20 protein-coding genes and 1 tRNA gene are annotated in these 22,198 nt (G+C 71.0%); all 21 read left to right on the forward strand.

Annotated features, from left to right (window positions below; translation table 11 throughout):
• Positions 1-13: 13 nt before the first annotated feature.
• The 21 genes from H6693_00290 (at position 14) to H6693_00390 (ending at position 22,167) form a co-directional block, all read left to right on the forward strand.
• Entirely contained in the window at positions 14-1,000 is a 987-nt protein-coding gene (locus H6693_00290) for an RluA family pseudouridine synthase (protein ID MCB9514616.1), read from the forward strand.
• A complete protein-coding gene (locus H6693_00295; protein ID MCB9514617.1) occupies positions 997-1,338 on the forward strand; it encodes an STAS domain-containing protein in 342 nt (113 codons plus the stop codon). Before H6693_00290 ends, H6693_00295 begins: the two co-directional genes overlap by 4 nt.
• Positions 1,339-1,372: 34 nt before the next feature.
• Entirely contained in the window at positions 1,373-1,843 is a 471-nt protein-coding gene (locus tag H6693_00300) for an ATP-binding protein (GenBank protein MCB9514618.1), read from the forward strand.
• A gap of 20 nt (positions 1,844-1,863) precedes the next feature.
• Positions 1,864-4,098, forward strand: a complete 2,235-nt coding sequence (locus H6693_00305; GenBank protein MCB9514619.1) for a PP2C family protein-serine/threonine phosphatase — start codon at positions 1,864-1,866, stop codon at positions 4,096-4,098.
• Entirely contained in the window at positions 4,088-4,540 is a 453-nt protein-coding gene (ruvX, locus tag H6693_00310; protein ID MCB9514620.1) for a Holliday junction resolvase RuvX, read from the forward strand. Before H6693_00305 ends, ruvX begins: the two co-directional genes overlap by 11 nt.
• Positions 4,537-5,547 (forward strand): endolytic transglycosylase MltG, encoded by a 1,011-nt coding sequence (gene mltG / locus H6693_00315; protein MCB9514621.1) that lies wholly within the window; start codon positions 4,537-4,539, stop codon positions 5,545-5,547. Before ruvX ends, mltG begins: the two co-directional genes overlap by 4 nt.
• Positions 5,548-5,589: 42 nt before the next feature.
• Positions 5,590-6,468: an ATP-dependent sacrificial sulfur transferase LarE gene (gene larE / locus H6693_00320; protein ID MCB9514622.1), complete on the forward strand. Its 879-nt coding sequence runs from the start codon at positions 5,590-5,592 to the stop codon at positions 6,466-6,468.
• Between the two features lie 47 nt (positions 6,469-6,515).
• Positions 6,516-6,752 carry a hypothetical protein gene (locus H6693_00325; protein ID MCB9514623.1) on the forward strand — a complete coding sequence of 79 codons (237 nt, stop codon included), beginning with the start codon at positions 6,516-6,518 and terminating at the stop codon, positions 6,750-6,752.
• Positions 6,743-6,815: transfer RNA gene (locus H6693_00330), tRNA-Val, on the forward strand. The genes H6693_00325 and H6693_00330 overlap by 10 nt, the downstream gene beginning before the upstream one ends.
• Before the next feature lie 340 nt (positions 6,816-7,155).
• On the forward strand, positions 7,156-7,788 hold the full coding sequence (locus tag H6693_00335) for a hypothetical protein (GenBank protein ID MCB9514624.1): 633 nt from the start codon (positions 7,156-7,158) through the stop codon (positions 7,786-7,788).
• A 271-nt stretch (positions 7,789-8,059) separates the two neighbouring features.
• Positions 8,060-8,518, forward strand: a complete 459-nt coding sequence (locus H6693_00340) for a hypothetical protein (protein ID MCB9514625.1) — start codon at positions 8,060-8,062, stop codon at positions 8,516-8,518.
• A 185-nt stretch (positions 8,519-8,703) separates the two neighbouring features.
• Positions 8,704-9,279 (forward strand): hypothetical protein, encoded by a 576-nt coding sequence (locus H6693_00345; GenBank protein MCB9514626.1) that lies wholly within the window; start codon positions 8,704-8,706, stop codon positions 9,277-9,279.
• A 208-nt stretch (positions 9,280-9,487) separates the two neighbouring features.
• On the forward strand, positions 9,488-10,066 hold the full coding sequence (locus H6693_00350; GenBank protein ID MCB9514627.1) for a hypothetical protein: 579 nt from the start codon (positions 9,488-9,490) through the stop codon (positions 10,064-10,066).
• A gap of 228 nt (positions 10,067-10,294) precedes the next feature.
• Positions 10,295-14,395, forward strand: coding sequence for a hypothetical protein (locus tag H6693_00355; protein MCB9514628.1), 4,101 nt, complete (start codon positions 10,295-10,297; stop codon positions 14,393-14,395).
• A 23-nt stretch (positions 14,396-14,418) separates the two neighbouring features.
• The gene (gene murQ / locus H6693_00360) at positions 14,419-15,330 is read left to right on the forward strand and encodes an N-acetylmuramic acid 6-phosphate etherase (GenBank protein MCB9514629.1); all 912 of its coding nucleotides are present in this window, start codon (positions 14,419-14,421) and stop codon (positions 15,328-15,330) included.
• A 116-nt stretch (positions 15,331-15,446) separates the two neighbouring features.
• A complete protein-coding gene (locus H6693_00365; GenBank protein MCB9514630.1) occupies positions 15,447-16,658 on the forward strand; it encodes a pyridoxal phosphate-dependent aminotransferase in 1,212 nt (403 codons plus the stop codon).
• Positions 16,659-16,674: 16 nt separating this feature from the next.
• Positions 16,675-17,631, forward strand: coding sequence for a carbamate kinase (gene arcC, locus H6693_00370; protein MCB9514631.1), 957 nt, complete (start codon positions 16,675-16,677; stop codon positions 17,629-17,631).
• Positions 17,632-17,646: 15 nt separating this feature from the next.
• Positions 17,647-18,648 (forward strand): BMP family ABC transporter substrate-binding protein, encoded by a 1,002-nt coding sequence (locus tag H6693_00375; GenBank protein ID MCB9514632.1) that lies wholly within the window; start codon positions 17,647-17,649, stop codon positions 18,646-18,648.
• A gap of 3 nt (positions 18,649-18,651) precedes the next feature.
• Entirely contained in the window at positions 18,652-20,190 is a 1,539-nt protein-coding gene (locus H6693_00380; GenBank protein ID MCB9514633.1) for an ABC transporter ATP-binding protein, read from the forward strand.
• Positions 20,183-21,286 carry an ABC transporter permease gene (locus H6693_00385; GenBank protein ID MCB9514634.1) on the forward strand — a complete coding sequence of 368 codons (1,104 nt, stop codon included), beginning with the start codon at positions 20,183-20,185 and terminating at the stop codon, positions 21,284-21,286. The genes H6693_00380 and H6693_00385 overlap by 8 nt, the downstream gene beginning before the upstream one ends.
• A complete protein-coding gene (locus H6693_00390; protein MCB9514635.1) occupies positions 21,283-22,167 on the forward strand; it encodes an ABC transporter permease in 885 nt (294 codons plus the stop codon). The genes H6693_00385 and H6693_00390 overlap by 4 nt, the downstream gene beginning before the upstream one ends.
• The last annotated feature ends 31 nt before the right edge of the window (positions 22,168-22,198 follow it).

Below are 22,198 nucleotides of genomic sequence, written 5' to 3' on the forward strand. Positions count from 1 at the left end.
CGCCGGGCAGGAGCTGCGCCTGCGCGTGCCGGCCGAGGCCGCGGGCGAGCGGCTCGATCGCTGGCTGGCGGGCGCGGTGCCCCAGCGCAGCCGCAGCGCGCTGGCGCGGCTGATCCGCGAGGGCGCCCTGACCGTCGATGGCCGGCCGGCCCGCGCCGGGCAGGCCCTGCGCGGCGGCGAGGAGTTGCTGCTGCGCCTGCCCGAGCCCGTCCCCCTCGACCTCGAACCCGAAGCGGTGGACTTCACCCTGGTCCACGAGGACGAGCACCTCGCCGTGGTGGACAAGCCCGCCGGCGTGGTGGTGCACCCCGCGGCGGGCAACGCCACGGGGACCCTGGTGCAGGGCCTGCTCGCGCGGCTCGATGGGCTCGCCGGCATCGGCGACCGGCTGCGGCCGGGAATCGTCCACCGTCTGGACAAGGACACCAGCGGGCTGCTGCTGGTGGCGAAGACCGACGTCGCCCACCGGGCCCTGTCGGCCATGATCGCGGCCAGGGAGGTGAAGCGGGAGTACCTGGCCCTCGCCTGGGGCCGGCTGGCCGCGGCGGAGGGGGAGGTGGCCACGAACCTGGGGCGCGACCCGCGCAACCGCAAGCGGATGGCCGTCCTGGAGCGCGGCGGCAAGCCGGCGCTCACCCGCTACTCCCGCATAGACAGCCTTCCGGGCTTCGACTATATTCGCGTGGCACTCGAGACGGGGCGGACGCACCAGATCCGGGTCCACATGGCCCACCTGGGACACCCGCTGCTGGGAGACCCGCTCTACGGGGGACGCCGGGCGCGACTGCGCGCCAAGGAACGCGCGGCCCGGGAGCGCGAGCGCGCCGCGCTGGATCTGATGGGCCGGCAGGCCCTGCACGCCTGGCGGCTTCGGTTCCGGCATCCCGTCACGGCGGCGGAGGAGACGTTCACCGCGCCGCTGCCGGCGGACATGTGCGCGGTCCTGGCCCTGCTGGGACGCGCGCACTGGACTCCAGACCACGAAGGAGAGCTTGGATGAAGGTCAAGACGCGCGACGCGGGCCAGGTGGTGGTCTTCGACGTCAGTGGCCAGGTGATGGGCGGTCCCGACGCCGACACCTTCCACGAGCTCGTCAAGAGCCAGCTTGCGGCGGGCAAGAAGCAGATCCTGGTGAACCTGGGCAAGGTCAACTGGATCAACAGCACGGGTCTGGGCATCCTCATCGCGGGGTACACCTCGGTGCAGGACGCCGGCGGGCAGTTCAAACTGGCGAACATCTCCGACCGCATCGAGTCGATCCTGATGGTCACCAAGCTGGCCGGCATCTTCGAGACCTTCGAGACCGAGGAAGAGGCGCTCGCCAGCTTCGCCGGCTGAGGCCGGTCAGCGGGTCGCGATCCGGAGCGAAGCCATGCCCCACGCATCGAGCAGCGACAATGGAGCCGTCGACATCCTGCGCTGGGATCTGCCCAGCGACTTCAGGTGGCTCGGCGTGATCAACGCCGCCCTCCAGGAGATCGGGCAAGCCCTCGACTGGGAGCAGGACGCGCTCAATCAGATCTCCATCGCCAGCATCGAGGCGGTGAGCAACGCGATCGAGCACGGCAACCGCTTCGACGGCTCGCTGCGGGTCAGCATCGAGCTGGGCGTGGGGGAGAACCGCTTCCGCATCGCGGTCACCGACGGCGGCCCGGGCTTCCCGGTCGACCGCCTCGACGCCGAGGCTCCCTCGCCCGATGACCCCGCCTTCCTCGGCGCGCGCGGGCGCGGGATCTTCATCATGCGGGAGATCATGGACTCGATCCGCATCCGCAGGGACGAGGCCGGCCGCTTCGTGGTGGAACTGGAGAAGGCGGTGGGTGGCGACACGGTCGACGGCTAGCGGGATCCGGGAAGGCGGCCATGGCTCCTGATACCTTCCTTCCCCTCATCTACTTCGTCACCGGCGCGCTCATGCTCGTCTGGGGCCTGGGCCTCCTCAGGCGCTTCGGCCACGAGCAGCTGCACCGCGTCGTCGCCTTCATGCTCTTCTTCGGCGGCATCGCGCCGATCCTCGCCGGCGTGGGGCTCGTTCAGCCCCGCAGCGACCAGGGCGAGATCTACCTGCTCGGCGACTTCCTCGACCGCTTCAGCTACACCTGGGAGTTCTTCTTCCCGACGCTGCTGCTCTTCGCGCTCGTCTTCCCGCGGCGGCGCGCGATCCTCGACCGCTTCCGCGCCCTGCCGGTGCTGCTCTACCTGCCGCACGTGGTGCACCTGCTGCTCATCCTCTCGGTGCGGCGGGTGTCGCCCTCGCGCCTCTTCGACACGGTGGAGGACACGGCCGGGCTCCTGGGCGGACGGCTCTCCGCCCTGGACACGGTCTGGGGGCTCGGCGTCTCGCTGCACGCGCTGCTCTTTCCCGGCGTCAACCTGCTGATGGGCCTGACGGCGCTGATCCTCCTCGCGCGCAGCGAGGAGCTTCGCCGGGGCGTGGCGCTGCGGCGTCAGCGGCTGCTGCTCAGCCTGGGCTTCGCGCTGCCGCTGATGGGCTACCTGCTCGCCGAGGCGCTGCCGATCTTCCTGGGCGGGAGCCCGTCGGCGACGCTCAAGCCGCACCTGCTCGCCGCGTCGATGATCCTCTCCAGCGCGGTGGTGGCCTACGCCGCCGTGCGTCACCGCTTCCTGCGCATCCGCCTCCTGGCCCGGCGCGGCGTGCTGGACGTGGCCGTCTCCCTGCTCCTCGCGCTGCTCTACCTGTTCCTGCTTGAGCGCTTCCAGTCGCTGTTCACGGCCTACCTGGGCAACCTGGGCGCGCTCTTCGAGGCGGGGCTGACGGTCTTCGCGATCATCCTCTTCCAGCCGCTGGTCTCGCGCGTGGAAGCGCTGCTGGACCGGCGCTTCTTCGGCCACTCGGGCGACCCCCGCCGCGAGGCGCTGCGCCGGCTGGGCGCGCGGCTGGGGGACGTGAGCGAGCGCGAGGAGGTGGAGGAGTCGCTGCGGCCGGTGCTGCAGGACGTGTTCCACGTCGACACCCTTCAGCTCCTGGTCTGGGACTGCCCGCGCCGCGAGGGCGCCGCGCCCGATCCCGAGTGGTTCGTGGCGCTGGCGGGTCAGCAGGAGCTGCTGCGCCTGCTCACCGAGCCGCTGCGCTGGGACGAGTTCGGCCACTGGTGCGAGCGCAACAACCTCCACCCGCCCAGCGGCGCGCGCGACTGGGAGCAGGTGCTGGCGCTGGTTGACGAAGGTGCCTGCCGCGGCCTGCTGCTGATGGGGCCGCGCGAGGGCGGCGGCAAGCTGCGCGGCGCCGAGCGCGAGCACCTGGTGCTGCTGGGCGGGCAGGTGGCCGCGGCCCTGCGCAATCTCGCCCTGCTCGGCGAGCTGCTGGACAAGCGCATGCTCGAGGAGGAGATGCAGCTCGCCTGGCGCATCCAGTCGGGGCTCCTGCCCACGCGCAAGCCGAGCCTGCCCGGCCTGCGCCTGCACGGCCACAGCCGGCCCAGCCGGCAGGTGGGGGGCGACTACTTCGACTGGCACGAGACGGAGCGCGAGCTCTTCGTCGTGATCGGCGACGTGTCCGGCAAGGGCATCCCTGCGGCCATGCTCATGGCGACGCTGCAGGCGTCCTTCCGCAGCGTGATCCGCCGGCCGCGTCCGCCGGGGGAGATCCTCGGCGAACTGAACCAGATCATCTACGAGAACAGCCCGTCCGACCGCTTCGTCACGCTCTGGCTGGGACGCCTCCACTGCGGCGAGAACCAGCTGGAGTACGCGTCGGCCGGCCACCCGCCGCCGCTGCTCACGCGCGCGGACGGCGCCACCGTGCCGCTGCAGGAGGGCGGCATCGTGCTCGGCGCCTTCCCCGCGCGCGCGTTCCAGACCCACGCGATTCCCTTCGGCCAGGGCGACCGCCTCGTCTGCTTCACGGACGGCGTCAGCGAGACGGTCAATCGCCACGGCGAGCAGTTCTCCGATCGCCGTCTCGCGGAGTCCCTCGCCCGGCTGAACGGGGAGCCCGACCAGGTGGTGGCCGCCCTCCTCGCGGACATCGCCCAGTTCAGCGCCAGCGGCGAACCCGACGACGACTGCACCCTGCTGGTGCTCCAGGGCTGCGCGCCCGGCCTGGCGACGCCCGGGGAGGCGCGGGGTGCACGCTGATCCGCCGCGCTCACCGCTCGCGGAGCGCCCCCGCGTGCTGGGTGTCGATCCCGGCGCGCGCCGCGTGGGGCTGGCGGTGAGCGATCCGCTGGGGCTCACGGCGCAGGGGCTGGAGACCTTCGTCCGCGGGCGGGGCAGCCTGCTGGCCCATCTCGAAGCGCTGGCGCGCGACTACGCCCTCGAGCGCGTGGTGGTGGGACTGCCCCGCCGACTCGACGGCGGCGAGGGCGACGCGGCCGCCTCCGCGCGGCAGCTGGCCGCGCGCATCGCCACGGCGCTGGGCCTGCCGGTGGAGCTCTGGGACGAGCGGCTGACCAGCGCGGCGGCCCAGCGCGCCTTCCCCGCCGGCAGCCGCAAGGACTGGGACCGCCTCGCCGCGGTCTTCATCCTGCAGTCCTGGCTCGACGCGCGCGCGGGCACCGAGCCGGAGGCGTCCGCGTGAGGCGCGCGCTGCCGCTGGCGGGGGGCGCGCTGCTGCTGGCGCTGCTGCTGTCCATGGGGGCGCGCGGCGTCTGGCGGCACGCCGGCGCGCCGGCCGCGCCCGACACGGTCATGGTCGTGCCGCCGGGCGCCAGCTCGCGGGCCATCGCGCGGCAGCTCCACGGCGCGGGCGTGCTGACGAGTCCGCGGGTCTTCGTCTGGGGGCTCCGTCTCGCCGGCGCCGCCGACGAACTCCGCGCCGGGCGCTACCGCTTCCGCCGCCCCAGCTCGCCGGCCCAGCTCGCGCGTCAGCTGCGCGCCGGCAGCACCGAGAAGGTCTGGCTCACGCTGCCCGAGGGACTCTGGCTCGACGAGGCCGTCGCGCAGATCGCCGCCCAGCTCGACCTCGACTCGCTCGAGCTGGCCGCGGCCGTGCGCGACCCGGCGCGCTGGCCGTCCCACGACTTCCTCGCGGGGCGGCCGAATCTCGAGGGCTTCCTGCTGCCGGAGACCTACGCCCTGGAGTACCCGGTCACGCCGGACGGTGTGCTGCGCGTCCTGCTGGACGCCTTCGACCGCAGCGTCACGCTGCTGCGCGGCCAGGCGCCGCCGGGCTGGACCCTGGACACCCTGGACTGGACCACGCTGGCGTCCATCGTGGAGGCGGAGGCCCAGCTGGCCGAGGAGCGGCCGCGCATCGCCGCGGTCTACCTGAACCGGCTGGCGCGGGGGATGAAGCTGGAGGCCGACCCCACGGTGATGTACGCGCTCGGCCGTCGAAAGCCGCGGCTCTACTTCAAGGACCTCGCCGTGGACTCGCCCTACAACACCTACCTCAACGCCGGCCTGCCGCCCGGTCCCATCTGCAGCCCGGGCCGCGCCAGCCTGGCGGCGCCGCTGGCCGCGGACCCGGCCGACTCCAGCCTCTACTTCGTGGCCGACGGACAGGGCGGCCATCGCTTCTCGGCCACCTTCGCCGAGCACCAGCGCAACGTGGCCGCCCTGCGGCGGCTGCAGAACGGACGCTGAGCCCGGCTGGCGGCCGTGCCCGCTTCTTGCTACCCTTTGAGCATGGACCTGCCCCCCCTCGACGACCAGCTTCGCGCCAAGGAGTCCCGCCTGCGGGACATCCTCGCCGGCGGCGGCCGTACCCTCCTCGCCTACTCGGGCGGGGTGGACTCGGGCTATCTGGCCGTGGTCGCGCATCGACTCCTGGGCGACGCCCTCACGGCCGTCCTCGCCGACTCGGCCTCGCTGGCCGACTGGGAGCGGGACGAGGCGCTGGACTTCGCGCGCGGGCAGTCCATCCCGGTGCGGGTGCTGGCCACCCACGAGATCGACAATCCCAGCTACCGGGCCAACGCCCCCGACCGCTGCTTCTTCTGCAAGCAGGAGCTCTTCCAGCACATGGAGGCGCTGGCGGCGGCGGAGGGTTTCGACACGCTGATCTACGGAGGGAACCACAGCGATCTCGGCGAGCACCGTCCGGGCGCAGAGGCCGCGCGCCGCTACCGCGTGCGGGCGCCGCTGGCCGAGGCGGGTCTGGCCAAGGGAGAGATTCGCCGCCTTGCGCGGGAGCTCGACCTGGCCATCTGGGACCGCCCGGCGCGGGCCTGTCTCGCCAGCCGCATCCCGCACTTCTCCGAGGTCACCGAGTCCAAGCTGACGCAGCTCGGCGCCGCCGAGAAGCTGCTTCGCGACCTGGGCTTCAGGGACTACCGCGTGCGCCACCACGACAAGCTGGCCCGCATCGAGCTGGGCGCCGACGAGTGGCAGCGCCTGACCGACCCGTCGCGACGCGATGCCGTGGACGCGGGGCTGCGCGCGCTCGGCTTCGCCTCCGTCTCGCTGGATCTGCGGCCGTTCAGTTCGGGCAGCCTCAGCGCCATGAGCCGCGGCCCGCGGACACGGGAGAGCGGCGGCTTGACAGGGAGCGAGCCCTCCGCGTAGCGTTCACGTCGGCGCGCCCGTCGCCGACCCCCAGGAGGAGGAGAACTGTGGCCATCGCGTTCAAGGTCTTCGGATTCAAGAGCCTGTTCCTGACCGGGCTGGCGGCCGTGGTTCTCGGCTACCTGACGCTCAAGGGGGGCAGCATGACCCTGGCGCCGGCACTGCTGGTCGTGGGCTACTGCGTGCTGATCCCGACGGCCCTCTTCCGACTCGGCCACTCCGGGCCGGGACCCGGGGCTGGGGAGCGGAAGGGCGCCGGCGCCGGGCGCCGCGAGGGCGAATAGCTCAGCTGGGAGAGCATCTGCCTTACACGCAGGAGGTCACAGGTTCGAGCCCTGTTTCGCCCACCGAGTCCCCGGGCTTCCCGGTCCGGGTCGAAAAGGCCCTGCATGTCCTGTAAGCGGTTTGACAAGACAGCGTTAGTATTGCCAGTCACCCCAGAATGCCGGTTGACACGGATTTTGGGGCTCTGATATAATTCCAATCCACCGCAGGAAGTTTCCCCACGGGAGTGGAGCTGTTCAGCGAACGGTAACGCAACTGTGGCTTGAGTAAGTGGGGACGAAGGTGGTATCCTTAAGGCCCCTGCAAGTAGTGCCCTTGCTTACATACAACCGAGCGATCGCTTCGTCCTTGCCAGTCGGGACTGTCGCTCAATGCTACCTTTTGTAGGAGGTGCTTCTGCCAATGACTAGCAGGAAGGTTTTCGCGCTGATGGCTGCGCTGGCGCTCCTGGCCATCAATTCCATCGCCAACGCCGGTATCGTCGATCCTACGAATAGCTACGCGACGATCGCCTCTACCGGTATCATGACCATCGCGCCCGGCGGCGCCGACAGCTTCACGATCCCGACCAACCATCGGATCGACGTCTACCTGAACGACACGGGCAACAACCCGGTCGAGGTGGTCGCTTCCGACATCTGGCTGAGTGATCCCACTTCCATCACGTCCTTCTGCCCCGGTGGCGTCGTTGCGGACAGCTCCACCTTCGCGCCTGACGAGGGCCACACCACGTTCACGGGTACCCCCCGCGGCGGCGTGGCGGCTCGCGTGTCCGGTGTGGACTACGACTGCGCCACGATCAGCATGGACGTCGTTGCCGTGGGTAACGTGATCGAGAACCTGACGCTCAGCTTCAACAGCCCGGACCTGAATGGGAACGGCGCGGTGACGGCTGGCGACTTCGGTATCTTCGGTGCGTACTACCAGGGCAGCTTTGCTTGCGCGGACTTTAACGAGAGCGGCGGCACGCCCAGCGTTACGGTCGCGGACTTCGGTATCTTCGCTGGGTTCTACAACAACAGCGACTGCCCTTAATCGAGGTTTGACCCCACTGTGCCCCGCGGATCGCCGCGGGGCACACCGGGGCCCGCTGGAAGGGACCCGGAACCGAAGAGTGTAAGCTGAAAACGGTACGTTGGCGTTGCAGCTTGTTCACCTGTCGGCATCAACTAGTAGAGGAGTTCGCCCAATGAAAAAGAGTGTGATCGCTGCTTTGGCTCTTAGCCTGATGCTCATGGCCGGTGCGGCCAGCGCCAGCGTCATCGGTATCTTCGGTGACCAGGGTGCCCTGAACTGCACTGCGAACATGACCGCTCAGTATACGACCGTGCCCGTCTACTTCCTCGCCCAGCTGGACGACATCGGCGCTATGTCCGCCTGTGAGTTCGGCGCCTCCGGCGTGAACCTGACCGGCATGGCCATCGCCACCGTCGCCTGGAACACCACCCTGGTGATCGGTGACATCATGACCCCGGATGGCGTCGCCCTGGCCTTCACGACGCCGCTCGATGCGCCTCTGGCCTACCTGGGCAGCATCAGCTACTTCCTGCTGGCCGCCGTCCCGGCGGATCATGCGATGGAAGTCGTGCCTTCGGGCGCCGGCAACATCCTGGTCGTGGATGCGGACACGGCGGCCGAGATTCCGGCCGCTGGCTGGAGCTGCATCGTGAACTGCACGCCCGGCGGCGTCTACGGCAGCTGCCAGTGCCAGGACGGCATCGCGACCGAGGATGCGACCTGGGGTCAGATCAAGGCTCTGTACTAGTTTCGACTTGCGGTTGATCGGGGCCGCCGGTTCTCCGGTGGCCCCACCCAGAAACGCCGGCCGAGTACCTGGAGACGTCTCCGGCTGGCAAGCAGGGTTCGAAGAGCGAAGCTCAGGCTCTAAACTGGGCAAAAGGTACCAAGCTCAGGCTTGACACCACTTCTTACATCTCAAGGAGTTGCAACATGAAGAAACTGATGGTCGCTCTTCTGCTTCTGGCCGCCATGAGCAGCCTCGCCGCCGCTCAGACGCAGCCCTTCATCGGCATGTACGCCGACGATCAGGGTGTGCTCTGCCAGGCGGACGTGACGCAGTACGCCACCTCGACCGTGTACTTCTTCGCGGTCCTGCCTCCGGAAATCACCGCGATCACCGCGGCCGAGTTCAGCGTGGACAACCTGCCCGGTGCCACCATGGCGCTGATGACCCCTCACTGGGAGACCACCCTGGTGATCGGTGATCTGGGCTACGGCATCGCGCTGGCTTTCTCGCCGGCCATTCCTGGTCCGAACGCCTTCATGGGTTCCGTTGACTTCTTCGTGCTCAGCGATTTCGGTCCGGACTTCCGCATGACCGTGATGGCGAGCAACGACAGCGGCAACCTGGTTGTCGTGGACACGGACTTCAACGAGGTGCCCTGCGAGACCGCGCAGCACTTCTTCACTTTCAACTGCACGGGTGGCCTGCCCTACGGCTGCGATTGCACCGAGACGATCGCGACCGAGGATGCGACCTGGGGCCAGATCAAGGCTCTGTACTAGTCTAGACGCTAGCACAAGTCCTGGTTTTCGAAGGCCGCCGGCATCGCCGGCGGCCTTCTCTGTTTCCGCGAGAACATCGCGTGAATTCCCCACACGGCGGCCCCCTTTTTATTGACACTCCGAAAAGCCCGGTGTTAGTTTACCCGGGCTCGACGCCGTACTCAGGCGACGGATTGCTCTACTCCGAGGTACCCGCAGGAGGGTCATGATGAAGAAAATGCTCGTGGTGTTTGCGTTGCTGGCGCTGGCTGTGGGCTCCGCGCAGGCGCAGTCTCAGACCTCGTGGATCGGCATTTACAGCGACGACCTCATGTCGTCCTGCGACGCCGTCATGAACACGGCCTACGTCACGGTCACCGTGTACTTCTACGCCCACATGGATCCCGCCGAGATCGACGCGTGCACCTCCGTCGAGTTCAAGGTGGCCAACTGGCCCGGCGCCGGCGGACTCATCACCCAGAACTGGGACACCGAGCTGGTGATCGGCGGACCGGCCACCGACCTCTCGCTGGCCTTCCAGGTGCCCCTCGCGGGCCCCGATGCCTTCCTGGGCACCGTGGACTTCTTCCCGCTGAGCGACACCTGGCTCGGCAACGACTACCAGATGGAGATCGTGCCCGGCGACGTCGGCGGCGGCGGCAACATCATCATCGTGGACACGAACTTCGATGAGATCCCCGTGAGCGGCTGCACCTTCACGGTCAACTGCACCACCGGCAACTGCAGCTGCGGCTGCGGCACGGCCACCGAGGTCAGCAGCTGGGGCAGCGTCAAGTCGCTGTACTAGTCGACTAGCGCCCTCCTGGAGCGCTTCACGCAGAATCCCTCTCCACGCGGTTGTACCGCGAGGGGAGGGATTCTGCGCTTCGGGCCACGGCTGCGCCCCCCGGCCCGTGCGGCGCTGGACAGGGCCCGCGCCGGATGCTAAATTGAAGCCAGGGGCCGCTCTACCTGCCCTGTGCCACCATCCCTGCTGGATGCGATCCTTCACCCCAACCCTCACCGGGAGGGATCCGTGCAGCTTCGACGCCTGCTGTTCCCCATGCTCCTGGGCGCCGGGCTGGTCCTCGCCTTGCCGGCTGGACCCGCCGCTGCGCGCTCGGGCGCGCCCGTCAGCCAGGTCCTCCGGAACGATGCCGACGGCCTGCGCCTCCGGCTCGACTTCGACACCGACGCCATCCGCGAAAGCGCCGACGGCGTGCTCCTGCGACTGGACGGCTGCAACCTCGAGAGCGCCGGGCCGGCCGACTCCGTCCTCACGGGCGCGCCGCTGCTGCCGCGCTGGCGCGGACAGGTGGCGCTGCCCCCGGGCAAGCGCGCCGTGCTGAGCTGGCAGCTGCTGGGGAGCACGCCCCTGGCGGGTGCTCCGCTGCCCTTTCCGACCCCGCGCGACGACATCGGCGGGCCCGAGAGCCTGCCCTCGGAGCGGTACCTGCGCGATCCGCTGGCCTATGGCCGCGACTACCCCGTGGACGTCCGCCTGGGCGCCCTGCGGCAGCTTCGCGATCAGCGGGTTCAGGAACTGCTCGTCTCGCCGGCGAGCTGGACGCCGGGCAGCGGCCTGCGCCTCGCGAACACGCTCGTGATCGAACTGCGCTTCGTGCCCGATGCGGCGGCCGCGGCGGGCGCGGCCGAAACGCTGCGGCGCCCCGACCGGCTCTTTCAGCCGATCTACGACAGCGCGCTGCTCAACGCCGACGTCGCCGCGGGCTGGGCGCGGCGCGTGCCGCCGGTGAACGCCGACCGGGCGGGGCGCGCGCAGGCCAGCGTGAAGGCGCTCACCCACGACGACGGCCTCTACGGCATCACCGGCGCGCAGCTGGGCGGCTGGGGCATCGCCAGCGGCACGCCGCTCGCCAGCCTGGCGGTGTTCACGCAGCGCCTGAGCTGGAGCGGTGGCGGCGAGCCCATCTTCACCCAGTCCCCTCGCGAGCGCTACGTGATCGACCGGAACGCGGACGGGCTGCTGAACGATGACGACGTGCTCGTCTTCCTCGGCCGACGCCTGGCCGACGAGACGGACAGCCCTGACCGGCTCGAGTGGTACGGTCGCGACGCGGCCGTCTTCGTGGGCGTGGATCCCGCGCTGGTGTCCGACATGGCCACCGAGCCCGCCTGGACGGACGGCGGTGTCTGGACCACTCCCGCGGACTTCGAGCGCCGCCGCCGCGCGGTCGGCGAGGACTACTTCCTCGCCTTTCCGCCCACGGTGCTCTACGACAGCGTGAACGAGCGCTGGGCGTCCAACCTCTACTACTTCAACCTGCCCAGCGCGTCCGACGGCTTCACGCTGAACACGCCCATGGCCAGCCCGGGCCGCGTGGACGGCGTGCCCGCCCGGCTCGACCTGCACTTCCAGGGCTCGCTGAACAGCGCCACGGCCCGCGTCTTCGACATCGAGATCGTCAACGGCGGCGGCACGACGGCGCTGGATCAGTGCGTCTTCGCCTTCGCGCAACCCTACGACTACGGCGCGGTGGTGCCCGCCGGCGCGCTCGCCGACGGCGACAACACGCTGCGCATTCGCCGCGACCGGATCTGGGGCGCGCTGCTGGACAACTGGATGCTGAGCTACCGCTCGCGCTACGAGGCCGTCGACGACTCCCTGGCCTTCACCTGCGGCGATCTCTCCGGCGACCTGGAGCTTCGCGTCGGGGGCCTCAGCGGCCCCTGGCAGGGCTGGCAGCTGCTGCGCGTCGGCGCTCCCGGCGCCACGCCCACGCGGCTGCTCCTCGAGGCCGCCAACGCCAGCGGCACGGCCGGGGACTACACGCTGTCCCTGCGCCAGAGCACGCTCGGCGATGAGCGCTTTCTCCTGGTGGACGAGAACGCGCTCCGCGCGCCCACCCTCGCGGCGGCGGCCGACGTCGCGGTGCTGGGCGAGGCCGGCCCCTGCGACGTCCTCGCCGTGAGCCACCCCGACTTCGTCGCCGGCATGCAGCGCTGGGTCGACTTCCGCGAGTCCCAGGGTTACCGCGCGCGGCTGCTGGACAACGACACCGTCTGGGATCTCTTCGGCGGCGGCGTGCGCAGCGGCGTCGCGATCCGCAACGCCGCCCGCTTCGCCCATCAGCAGTGGGGGGCCGCCGCGCTGGTCCTGGTCGGCGACTCCAACAAGGACGCGCGGGAGGTCAACGCCCTCGCCCGGCCCGACTTCGTGCCGAGCTTCCAGCGGCAGGAGGACGTGCTCGGCAACTACGAGCTCGTCACGCTCGACGAGGCCGCGGTCAAGTTCAGCATCGGCGCCTGGCCTTCGCTCATGATGGGCCGGCTGCCGGTGGGCAACGTCACCGAGCTGAATACCCTGCTCGACAAGATCGAGGGCTACGAGACCTACGGCAACGCAGGCGGCGACGACTGGCGCAGCCGCTTCCTCTTCGCGGCCGACGACTGCTGGGTCTACGACGGCTACTACGAGCCCTTCGAGTGCAAGACCCACGAGATGGAATTCGAGGGCGGGCAGGAGGAGCTGCGCAGCTACATGGCGGCGGAGAACGTGCCCGGCGACCTGCACGCCGAGCCCTGGTACCTGTCGGTGCTCACCGATCCCTGGTTCGCCGAGCACCCCACGGCGATCCTCTCCGAGGTGCAGAGCAACCTGCGGCCCATCGTGTCGGCGGCGTTCACGGACACGCTGAGCAAGGGCTGGGGCTTCGTGACCGTGCAGAGCCACGCGAACCGCAACCTGCTCGGGCACGAGGAGTACTTCAAGACGCTCTACGGGGCCGACGACCAGGAGCTGCTCACCAACGGCGGCAAGCCCTTCGTGTGGTCGGTCCTGGGCTGTCACGGCAACGACTTCGCCGTCTTCAACGAGGGCAACCTCGCGGCGGACTGCATGGGCGAGAAGCTGCTCTTCCTCTCCGGTGGCCGGGGGGCGGTGGCCAGCTACGCGAGCGCCGGCTACGAGTACCTCTTCCCCAACGTCGACCTGGAGCGCCAGCTCATCCATCTCATGTTCAGCACCAGCCCGACGGAGCTGCAGCTGTCGCCCGACTGGCGCCTGGGCACCCTGCAGCTCGCCGCCGAGCTGCGCTACGGCCAGTACAACTCGAGCCTGCGCTACGACCTCCTCGGCGACCCGCTCACGCGCGTGGATCCACGCCCGCCGCGGGTGCGGCTCTTTGCCGACGGCGTGGAGCTCGGTCGCGAGGACTACATTCCCGTTCTCTCGCCGGGCGACACGCTGCTGCTGGAGGCGCTGGCCGTCGACGAGAGCCGCATGGCGCCCCCGCGCCTCGACGACCAGCTCGGCCCCCTGAATGCCGACCTCCGCGCGGCCTGGGTGCCCTTCCACGCGGACAGCGCGCTCTTCGACAGCCTGCTCACCCAGACCGACACCCTGCTGGTGGACCTGACCGCGCCCCTGGACAGCCTGGCCGCCGACCAGGGCGCCGGCGCCAGGGGCTGGTATCTCGCCGCGCGCGTCCCCTACGAGGGCGACCGCGACTACCTGTCGGTCTCCGTCACCGACCAGGCCGGCCGCGAGGGCCGCTTCGAGCTGCCGGCCGCCAAGGTGGTGCGCTTCTACAGCGACCAGGGCGACAGCCTGCGCGAGGGCCAGTGGGTGCGCAGCGAGGGGCGTCTGCACATGCGGATCCGCGTGCCGTCCACGACCTTCGCGCCGGGCGAGTTCAGCTTCTGGGAGGACGGCGCGCTGCGCGCCGACGTGGTGGCGTCCTTCGCCGGGGACAATCCCGACACCACGCTCTACCTGATGGACGCCGACTACGCCTGGGCGCCCGGCGAGCACCAGCTCGAGCTTCACCACCAGGGCGACGTCTACGACAGCATCGCCCTGCAGGTGGACGCGCGCGCGCGCCTGCTCGACGGCGTGATCTTCCCCAACCCCTTCCGCGCGGTCACGACCTTCCAGTACACCCTGAGCGGCGGCGTGCGCGACGGCTCGCTGAGCATCTACACGCTGAGCGGGCGGCGCATCCACCGCGAGCAGGTGAGCGCGCTGTCCGAAGGCGAGAAGCACGTGCTCAGCTGGAACGGCCACGACGACGTCGGCGACCCGGTGGCCAACGGCGTCTACCTGATGCGCCTGGTCTTCACGGATCTGGCGGGCGACGAGGTGGTCTGGGAAGACCGCGTCGTGAGGATGCGCTAGTGGGCGAGGAACTGCTCAGGCAGCTGCGCGGACTGAGCACCGAGCAGGTGAACCCGGACACCGTCGATCTCGATCGGCTCGACGCGCTGGGCATCGTGCAGCGCATGAGCGCCGAGGACGCCCGCGTGCCCGCCGCCGTGGCCGCCGCGCTGCCCGCGGTGGCACAGGTGGCCGAGCGCGCCGCGGCGAGTTTCGCGGCGGGCGGGCGGCTGATCTACGTGGGCGCGGGCACCAGCGGGCGCCTGGGCGTGCTGGACGCCGCCGAGTGTCCGCCCACCTTCGGCAGCCCGCCCGGCCAGGTGGTCGGGATCATCGCGGGCGGCGCGCCGAGCCTGCTGCGCAGCGCCGAGGGCGTCGAGGACAGCGCCCAGGCCGGCGTGGACGATCTCGCCGCGCTCGACCCCGGCCCCGTCGACACCGTGGTGGGGATCAGCGCCAGCCACCGCACGCCCTACACCGTGGCGGCCGTCGAGGAGGCGCGCCGGCGCGGCTGCGCCACCGCCTTCATCACCGCCAACGCCGAGGTCGCGGTGCCCGGCGACGTGGTCATCCGCCTGCTGGTCGGTCCCGAGGCCGTGACCGGCTCCACGCGGCTCAAGGCGGGGACGGCGCAGAAGCTCGTCCTCAACATGATCAGCACGGCCGCCATGGTCCTGAGCGGCAAGGTCTACGGCAACCGGATGGTGGACCTGCAGGCGCTCAGCGCGAAGCTGGTGGAGCGCGGACGCGGCCTGCTGATGGAACTGGCGGGCCTGGACTACGCGGCGGCGTCGTCGCGGCTGGTGGAGGCCGGCGGCAGCGTGAAGACGGCGCTGCTGATGGAGCTCGCCGCGGTGGATCGGCGGACGGCCGAGGCGCGGCTCGCGGCGGCCGGCGGGCAGCTGCGGCGCGCGCTCGACGGCGCTCCCGGCGCCTCGGACGGCCCTCGATCCTGACCGCCCGCTCCGGATTGACAGCCCTCCGGACCCCGTGTACCTTGATGTCCTTGGCCCCGCGCCGCGCCTGACAGCAGGCGCCAGCACTCCATCCAGCAAGCAAGTCGAGGTTCGCGATGCAGTCCATCGAGAAGGCCCTTCCCGGCAGCGGCCGCCGCGGCCGCTTCTACGCCAACGCCATGTCCCGTCTCGGCACCGAGACCGCCTTCGAGGTGCTCGCCAAGGCCCGGGCCCTCGAGGCCAAGGGCCGCAAGATCGTCCACCTGGAGATCGGCGAACCGGACTTCGACACGCCGCGGAACATCATCGACGCCGCCGTGGCCGCCCTGCAGGGCGGGGACACGCACTACGTGCCCAGCGCGGGCATCCCCGCGGTGCGCGAGGTCTTCGCGGACTACCTGTCCCGCACGCGCGGGACGAAGGTCGACGCGGGCCAGATCGTCATCACGCCCGGCGCCAAGCCGATCATGTTCTACACGATCCTCGCCTGCGTGGAGCCCGGCGACGAGGTGCTCTACCCGAATCCCGGCTTCCCCATCTACGAGTCGATGATCAACTTCGTGGGCGCCAAGGCCGTGCCCATTCCGCTGCTGGAGTCCACCGGCTTCGGCATGGACATCCAGAAGATCAAGGACTCGATCACGCCGGCGACGCGCATGCTGATCATCAACACGCCCCAGAATCCCACCGGTGGCGTGCTGAGCGAGGCCGAGCTGACGGAGATCGCGACCATCGCCCGCGAGAACGACCTGCTCGTCCTGTCCGACGAGATCTACAGCCGCATCATCTACGAGGGCGAGCACAAGAGCCTCTACGCGATGCCGGGCATGGCCGAGCGCACCGTGCTGCTCGAGGGCCACTCCAAGACCTACGCCATGACCGGCTGGCGCCTCGGCTACGGCGCCTTCCCCGCGCACCTCGCCGAGCGCGTGGCCAAGCTCATGACCAACAGCGCGAGCTGCACCGCGGCCTTCACCCAGAAGGCCGGCGCCGAGGCGCTCACCGGCCCCCAGGGCGAGGTGGATCGCATGGTGGCCGCCTTCAAGGAGCGCCGCGACGTGATCGTGAACGGCCTGAACGCCCTGCCGGGCTTCAGCTGCCTCAGCCCCAAAGGCGCCTTCTACGTGTTCCCCAACATCAAGGAGACGGGCTGGAAGTCCAAGCCCCTGGCCGACGCCCTGCTCGAAGAGGCCGGCGTGGCGGCGCTGAGCGGCACGTCCTTCGGCGCTCACGGCGAGGGCTACCTGCGCTTCTCCTACGCGAACTCCGTGGAGAACATCGAGCAGGCGCTGGAGCAGATGCGCGGCACCCTCGAGCGGATCCTCTAGGCCAGGGCCGGGGGGCATGGGGCGCTATACCCAGGCAGATCTGCTCGTCATCACCCTGGGCGGCAACGCCGTCCTGCCGGTGGGGTCCTCGGGCACGATCGACGAGCAGTTCGACACCACCCGGCGCACCATGGCGCACGTGGCCTCGCTCTGTCGCGAAGGCGTGCGCGTGGTGCTGAGCCACGGCAACGGGCCCGTGGTGGGCAACATCGTGCTGCGCAACGAGGCCGCCAAGGGCCAGATCCCGCCCATGCCGCTCTTCATCTGCGGCGCCGACAGCCAGGGCGGCCTCGGCTTCATGATCCAGAACGCGCTGCGCAACGAGCTGCACCTGATCGGCGACCGCCGGCCGGTGGCCACGGTCGTGACCCAGGTGGAGGTGGACCCCGCCGACCCCGCCTTCAGCGCGCCCACGAAGCCCATCGGGCCCTTCTACGGGCCGGAGGAGGCGGAGGCGCTGGCGCGCGACAAGGGCTGGGTGATGCGCGAGGACGCCGGCCGCGGCATCCGTCGCGTGGTGGCCAGCCCCGAGCCGCGCTACATCGTGGAGATCGATTCCATCCGCCGCCTCGTGGAGAGCGGCGTGGTGGTCATCGCCGCCGGCGGCGGCGGCGTGCCCGTTCGCCGCAACCGCGAGGGGCTGCTGAAGGGGATCGACGCGGTCATCGACAAGGACTTCGCGGCGGCCGAGCTCGCGCGCGAGCTGGGCGCCAACGTGCTGGTCTTCGTCACCGGGGTGCCCCGCGTGGCCGTGCGCTTCCGCCAGCCGGACCAGCGCGATCTGGACGGCATCGACCTGGCCGAGCTGCGCCGCCACCAGGCGGCGGGCGAGTTTCCCGCGGGCAGCATGGGCCCCAAGATGGAGGCCGCCGCGCGCTTCCTCGAGCGCGGGGGCAGGGAAGTGCTGGTCTGCGCGCCGGAGAACCTGGGCGAGGCCCTGGCCGGCACGGACGGCACCCGCGTCACCGTCTAGACCCGTTCGCCGGGCATGGAGGTCATCGTGCGACGACTCGCGCTGCTGCTCACCGCGCTCCTGCTGCTGACCGCCGCCTGCGGCTCGGACTCCGACGAGGGTGGCGACGCGCTGCGCGTGGGCATGGTCTTCGACATCGGCGGCAAGGGCGACCGCTCCTTCAACGACTCCGCCTACCGCGGGCTGCTGCAGGCCGAGCAGGAGCTGGGCGTGAAGGCCGTGGAGTTCGAGCCCGGCCAGGACTCGGACCGCGAGCAGGGCCTGCGCAAGCTCGCCGAGCGGGGCTTCGACCTGATCGTCGGCGTGGGCTTCCTCTTCTCGGACTCCGTGGGCAAGGTGGCGGCGGACTACCCCGACACGCACTTCGCCATCGTGGACGGCCGCGTGGAGGGCCGGCCCAACGTGGCCAGCCTGCTCTTCCGCGAGGAGGAGGGCTCCTACCTGGTGGGCGCCATCGCCGCCGAGAAGAGCGCGAGCGGCGTGATCGGCTTCGTCGGCGGCATGGAGGTGGCGCTCATCAAGCGCTTCGAGGCGGGCTATCGCGCCGGCGCCCAGGCCGTGCGCCCGGACGTGAAGGTGCTGGTGGGCTACGCGGGCGTGACGCCCAGCGCCTTCGCCGACCCCGTGAAGGGCAAGGAGCTGGCGCTGTCGCAGATCGGCCGCGGCGCGGACGTCATCTTCCACGCCGCGGGCACCACGGGCAACGGCGTGATCGAGGCGGCGCGGGAGAAGGGCGTCTTCGCCATCGGCGTGGACTCCAACCAGGACTTCATGGCGCCCGGCACCGTGCTCACGAGCATGGAGAAGCGCGTCGACCGCGCGGTCTTCGAGACGATCAAGGCCGTCGCGGCCGGCCACTTCGCCGGCGGCGTGCAGGAGTTCGGCCTCGACTCGGGCGGCGTGGGCTACACCGTCGACGAGTACAACCGCGAGGTGCTCACGCCCGATCTCACCGCCATGGCCGACTCGCTGGCCGCGGAGATCGTCGCCGGACGCATCCGCGTGCCCCGGGAATAGCGCGTGGCGCGGCGCCTGGCAGCGGAGGGCGTGAGCCGCTCTTTCCCCGGCGTGGCCGCGGTGCAGGACGTCAGCGTCGAGTTCGCGCCGGGACGCCTGCACGCCCTGGTGGGGGAGAACGGCGCCGGCAAGACCACCCTCATGCGCCTGCTCTTCGGGATGCTGCGGCCCGACGCGGGGCGCATCCTCCTCGACGGCGAGCCCGTCCAGTTCCGCAGCAGCGAAGACGCGATCGCGCGCGGCCTCGGCATGGTGCACCAGCACTTCATGCTGGTGGACACCTTGAGCGTGGCCGAGAACCTCGTGCTCGGCGCCGAGCCCGGCTCGCCCCTGCGCCTGGACCGCGCGGCGGCGCGGCGCGCCGTGGCGGAGAGCGCCGAGCGGCTGTCCCTGGAACTCGATCCCGACCTGCCCGCCGAGGACCTCAGCGTCGGCCAGGCGCAGATGCTCGAGATCCTGAAGGTGCTGCACCGCGGCGCGGACGTCCTCATCCTCGACGAGCCCACCGGCGTCCTCAGCCCCCAGGAGACGCGCTTCCTCTTCGCGATGCTGCGGCGGCTGAAGGGCGAGGGCAAGACCATCGTCCTCATCACACACAAGCTCGACGAGGTGCTCGCGCTCGCCGACTGCGTCGACGTGATGCGGCGGGGGCGTCACGTGGGGCGGCTCGAGCGCGAGGACGCCGACGCGGCCACGCTCGCGCGCATGATGGTGGGCCGCGAGGTGCTCCTGCGCGTGGAGAAGCCGCCGGCCACGCCGGGGCCCGTGCGGCTGGCGCTGAAGGGCCTCTGCGTGGACCGCCAGCCGGGCGTGGCGCCGCTGACGAAGGTGGACCTCGAGCTGCGTGCGGGGGAGATCGTCGGCCTGGCGGGGGTCGAGGGCAACGGGCAGCGCGAGCTGGCGGCGGTGCTGGCGGGCCTGCTGCCGCCCGACGCCGGGTCGATCCACCTGGACGGCCGGCGCGTCGGCCCGCTCAGCCCGAAGCGCGCCCGCGCGCTGGGCATCCGCCTGGTGCCCGAGGACCGTCAGAAGAGCGGCCTCGTGCTCTCCATGAGCCTGCGCGAGAATCTCATCCTCGGCCAGGAGGACGACCCCGCCCTCAGCCGCCTCGGCTTCCTGCGCCCCGCGGCGGTGGACGCCCTGGCCCGCCGCCGCATCGCCGACTACGACCTGCGCGTCACCGACCCCGGCCAGTTGGCCGCCGAGCTCTCCGGCGGCAACCAGCAGAAGCTCATCCTGGCGCGCGAGCTGGACGCCCGTCCGCGCGTCCTGGTGGCGGCGCAGCCCACCCGCGGCGTGGACGTCGGCGCCATCGAGGCCATCCACCGCCAGCTGCTGGCGCTGCGCGCGGACGGCCTCGCGATCCTGCTCATCTCCTCTGAGCTGCCCGAGCTGCTGGCCCTGAGCGATCGCGTCGCGGTGCTCTACAAGGGCCGGCTCGTGGCGAGCTTCGCGGCGGACGCCGTGGACGAGGAGACCCTGGGCCTCTGGATGACCGGCGCGGCCGGCGCCGCCACGCCCGCGGAGGGTCGCCGTGCCTGAGCGGACGGCACGCTGGGCGCGCGCGGCCTGGGAGGCGCTCTGGCCGCCGCTGGCGGCGCTGGCGCTGGCCTTCGTGGTCTGCGGCGTGATCGTCGCGGCCATCGGCGCGTCGCCGTGGGTGGTGCTGCCCATGCTCTTCAAGCAGGGCCTCAGCTCCACCGACGGCTTCGCCCGCGTGCTCTTCGACGCCACCCCGCTGATCTTCACCGGTCTCAGCGTGGCCTACGCCTTCCGCGCCGGGCTCTTCAACATCGGCGGCGAGGGGCAGCTCTACGCCGGCGCCTTCTGCGCCGCGGCCGTGGCGCTGGCCCTGCCCGGCGCGCCGCGCTGGATCGCGCTGCCCACGGCCATCGTCGCGGCGGCCCTCGGCGGCGGGCTCTGGGGCGCGATTCCGGGCTGGCTCAAGGCGCGCTACGGCGTGCACGAGGTCATCAACACGATCATGATGAACTTTCTGGCCGTGGGCATCACCGGCTACCTGGTGGAGCGGACGCTCAAGGAGCCGGATCAGATGATCCCGCACACCCGCGCGATCGCCGCGAGCTATCACCTGCATCCCTTTGCAGACAGCCGGCTCGGCGCGTGGCTGGGGCTCCAGTCGGCGAATCCGCTGGGGCCATCGCTGCTGCTGGCCCTGGCGGCGGTGCTGGCGGTGTGGGCCGTCTTTCGCTGGGGCGTGGCGGGCTATCGGCTGCGGGCGGTGGGGGAAGGTCCGGCGGCCGCGCGGCAGGCGGGCATCGACGTGGGCCGCGTCACCTTGCGGGCCATGGCCGTGAGCGGAGCGCTGGCGGGGCTGGTGGGCGTGCACGAGGTGCTCCTCTACCGCCACCGCTTCCTGGACAACTTCTCTTCGGGGCTCGGCTTCCTGGGCATCGCGGTGGCGCTGATGGGCAAGAACCACCCGCTGGGCGTGCTGCTCGCGGCGCTGCTCTTCGGCTTCCTCAGCACCGGCGCGCTGGAGATCGACATCTTCACCGACGTCCCCCGCGAACTGGTGGTGGTGCTGCAGGCGCTGATCATCCTCTTCGTGGTGACGATCGGCGAGCTGGCGGCGCGGCGGCGCCGTCGCCTCGCGCGCGAACGGGGGACGCGATGAACCTCGTCCTGGGCCTGCTGCTCGGCACGCTGCGGACGGCCACGCCGCTCCTCTTCGCCGGCCTGGGCGGCATGTTCTCCGAGCGGGGGGGCGTGGTGAACATCGCGCTGGAGGGCATCCTGCTCGTCGGCGCCTTCGCCGCGGCCGCGGCCGCGATCGCCACCGGCTCGCTGCCGGTGGCGCTGCTGGCGGCCGTGCTGGCCGGCGTGCTCCTGGCGAGCCTGCACGCGCTGGTCACGCTGCGCTTCGGGGTCGACCAGATCGTCAGCGGCGTCGCGCTCAACATGCTCGCCATGGGCGCCACCGAGTTCCTCATGTGGATGCTCTACGGCAGCGGCGCCAACTCGCCGCGCATCGCGCTGACGGGACCCGGCGGCGCGCTGGGGCGCGTGTTCGTCGAGCTGCCGCCGCTGACGCTGCTCGCGCTCGCGGCCGTGCCGCTCTGCGGCTGGGCGCTCTTCCGCACGCCCTTCGGCCTGCGCCTGCGCGCGGTGGGCGAGCACCCCGAGGCCGCGGACTCGCTGGGCCTGCCCGTGCTGCGCCTGCGCCTCGCCGGCGTGCTGCTCAGCGGCGCGCTCGCGGGGCTGGGCGGCGCCTTCCTCAGCCTCGGCGCGGGCTACTTCGTCAAGAACATGAGCGCGGGGCGCGGGTACATCGCCCTGGCGGCGCTCATCTTCGGCAAGTGGCGGCCGCGGGGCGTGCTCGCGGCGACGCTGCTTTTCGGTTTCGCCGAGTCGCTGCAGGGACAGCTGCAGTTGCCGTGGCTGCCGCTGCGCTTCGTGCAGATGCTGCCCTATCTGCTCACGATGGTGGCCCTCGCGGGGGTCATCGGGCGGAGCCGAGCGCCCGCGGCGCTGGGTCGTCGCTTTTCCCGCGTTTGAGTCCTGAATCTGGTTGTCGATGACGCGCCTT

The sequence above is a fragment of the Candidatus Latescibacterota bacterium genome (genome assembly GCA_020633725.1).
Classification (GTDB): Bacteria; Krumholzibacteriota; Krumholzibacteriia; order JACNKJ01; family JACNKJ01; genus VGXI01.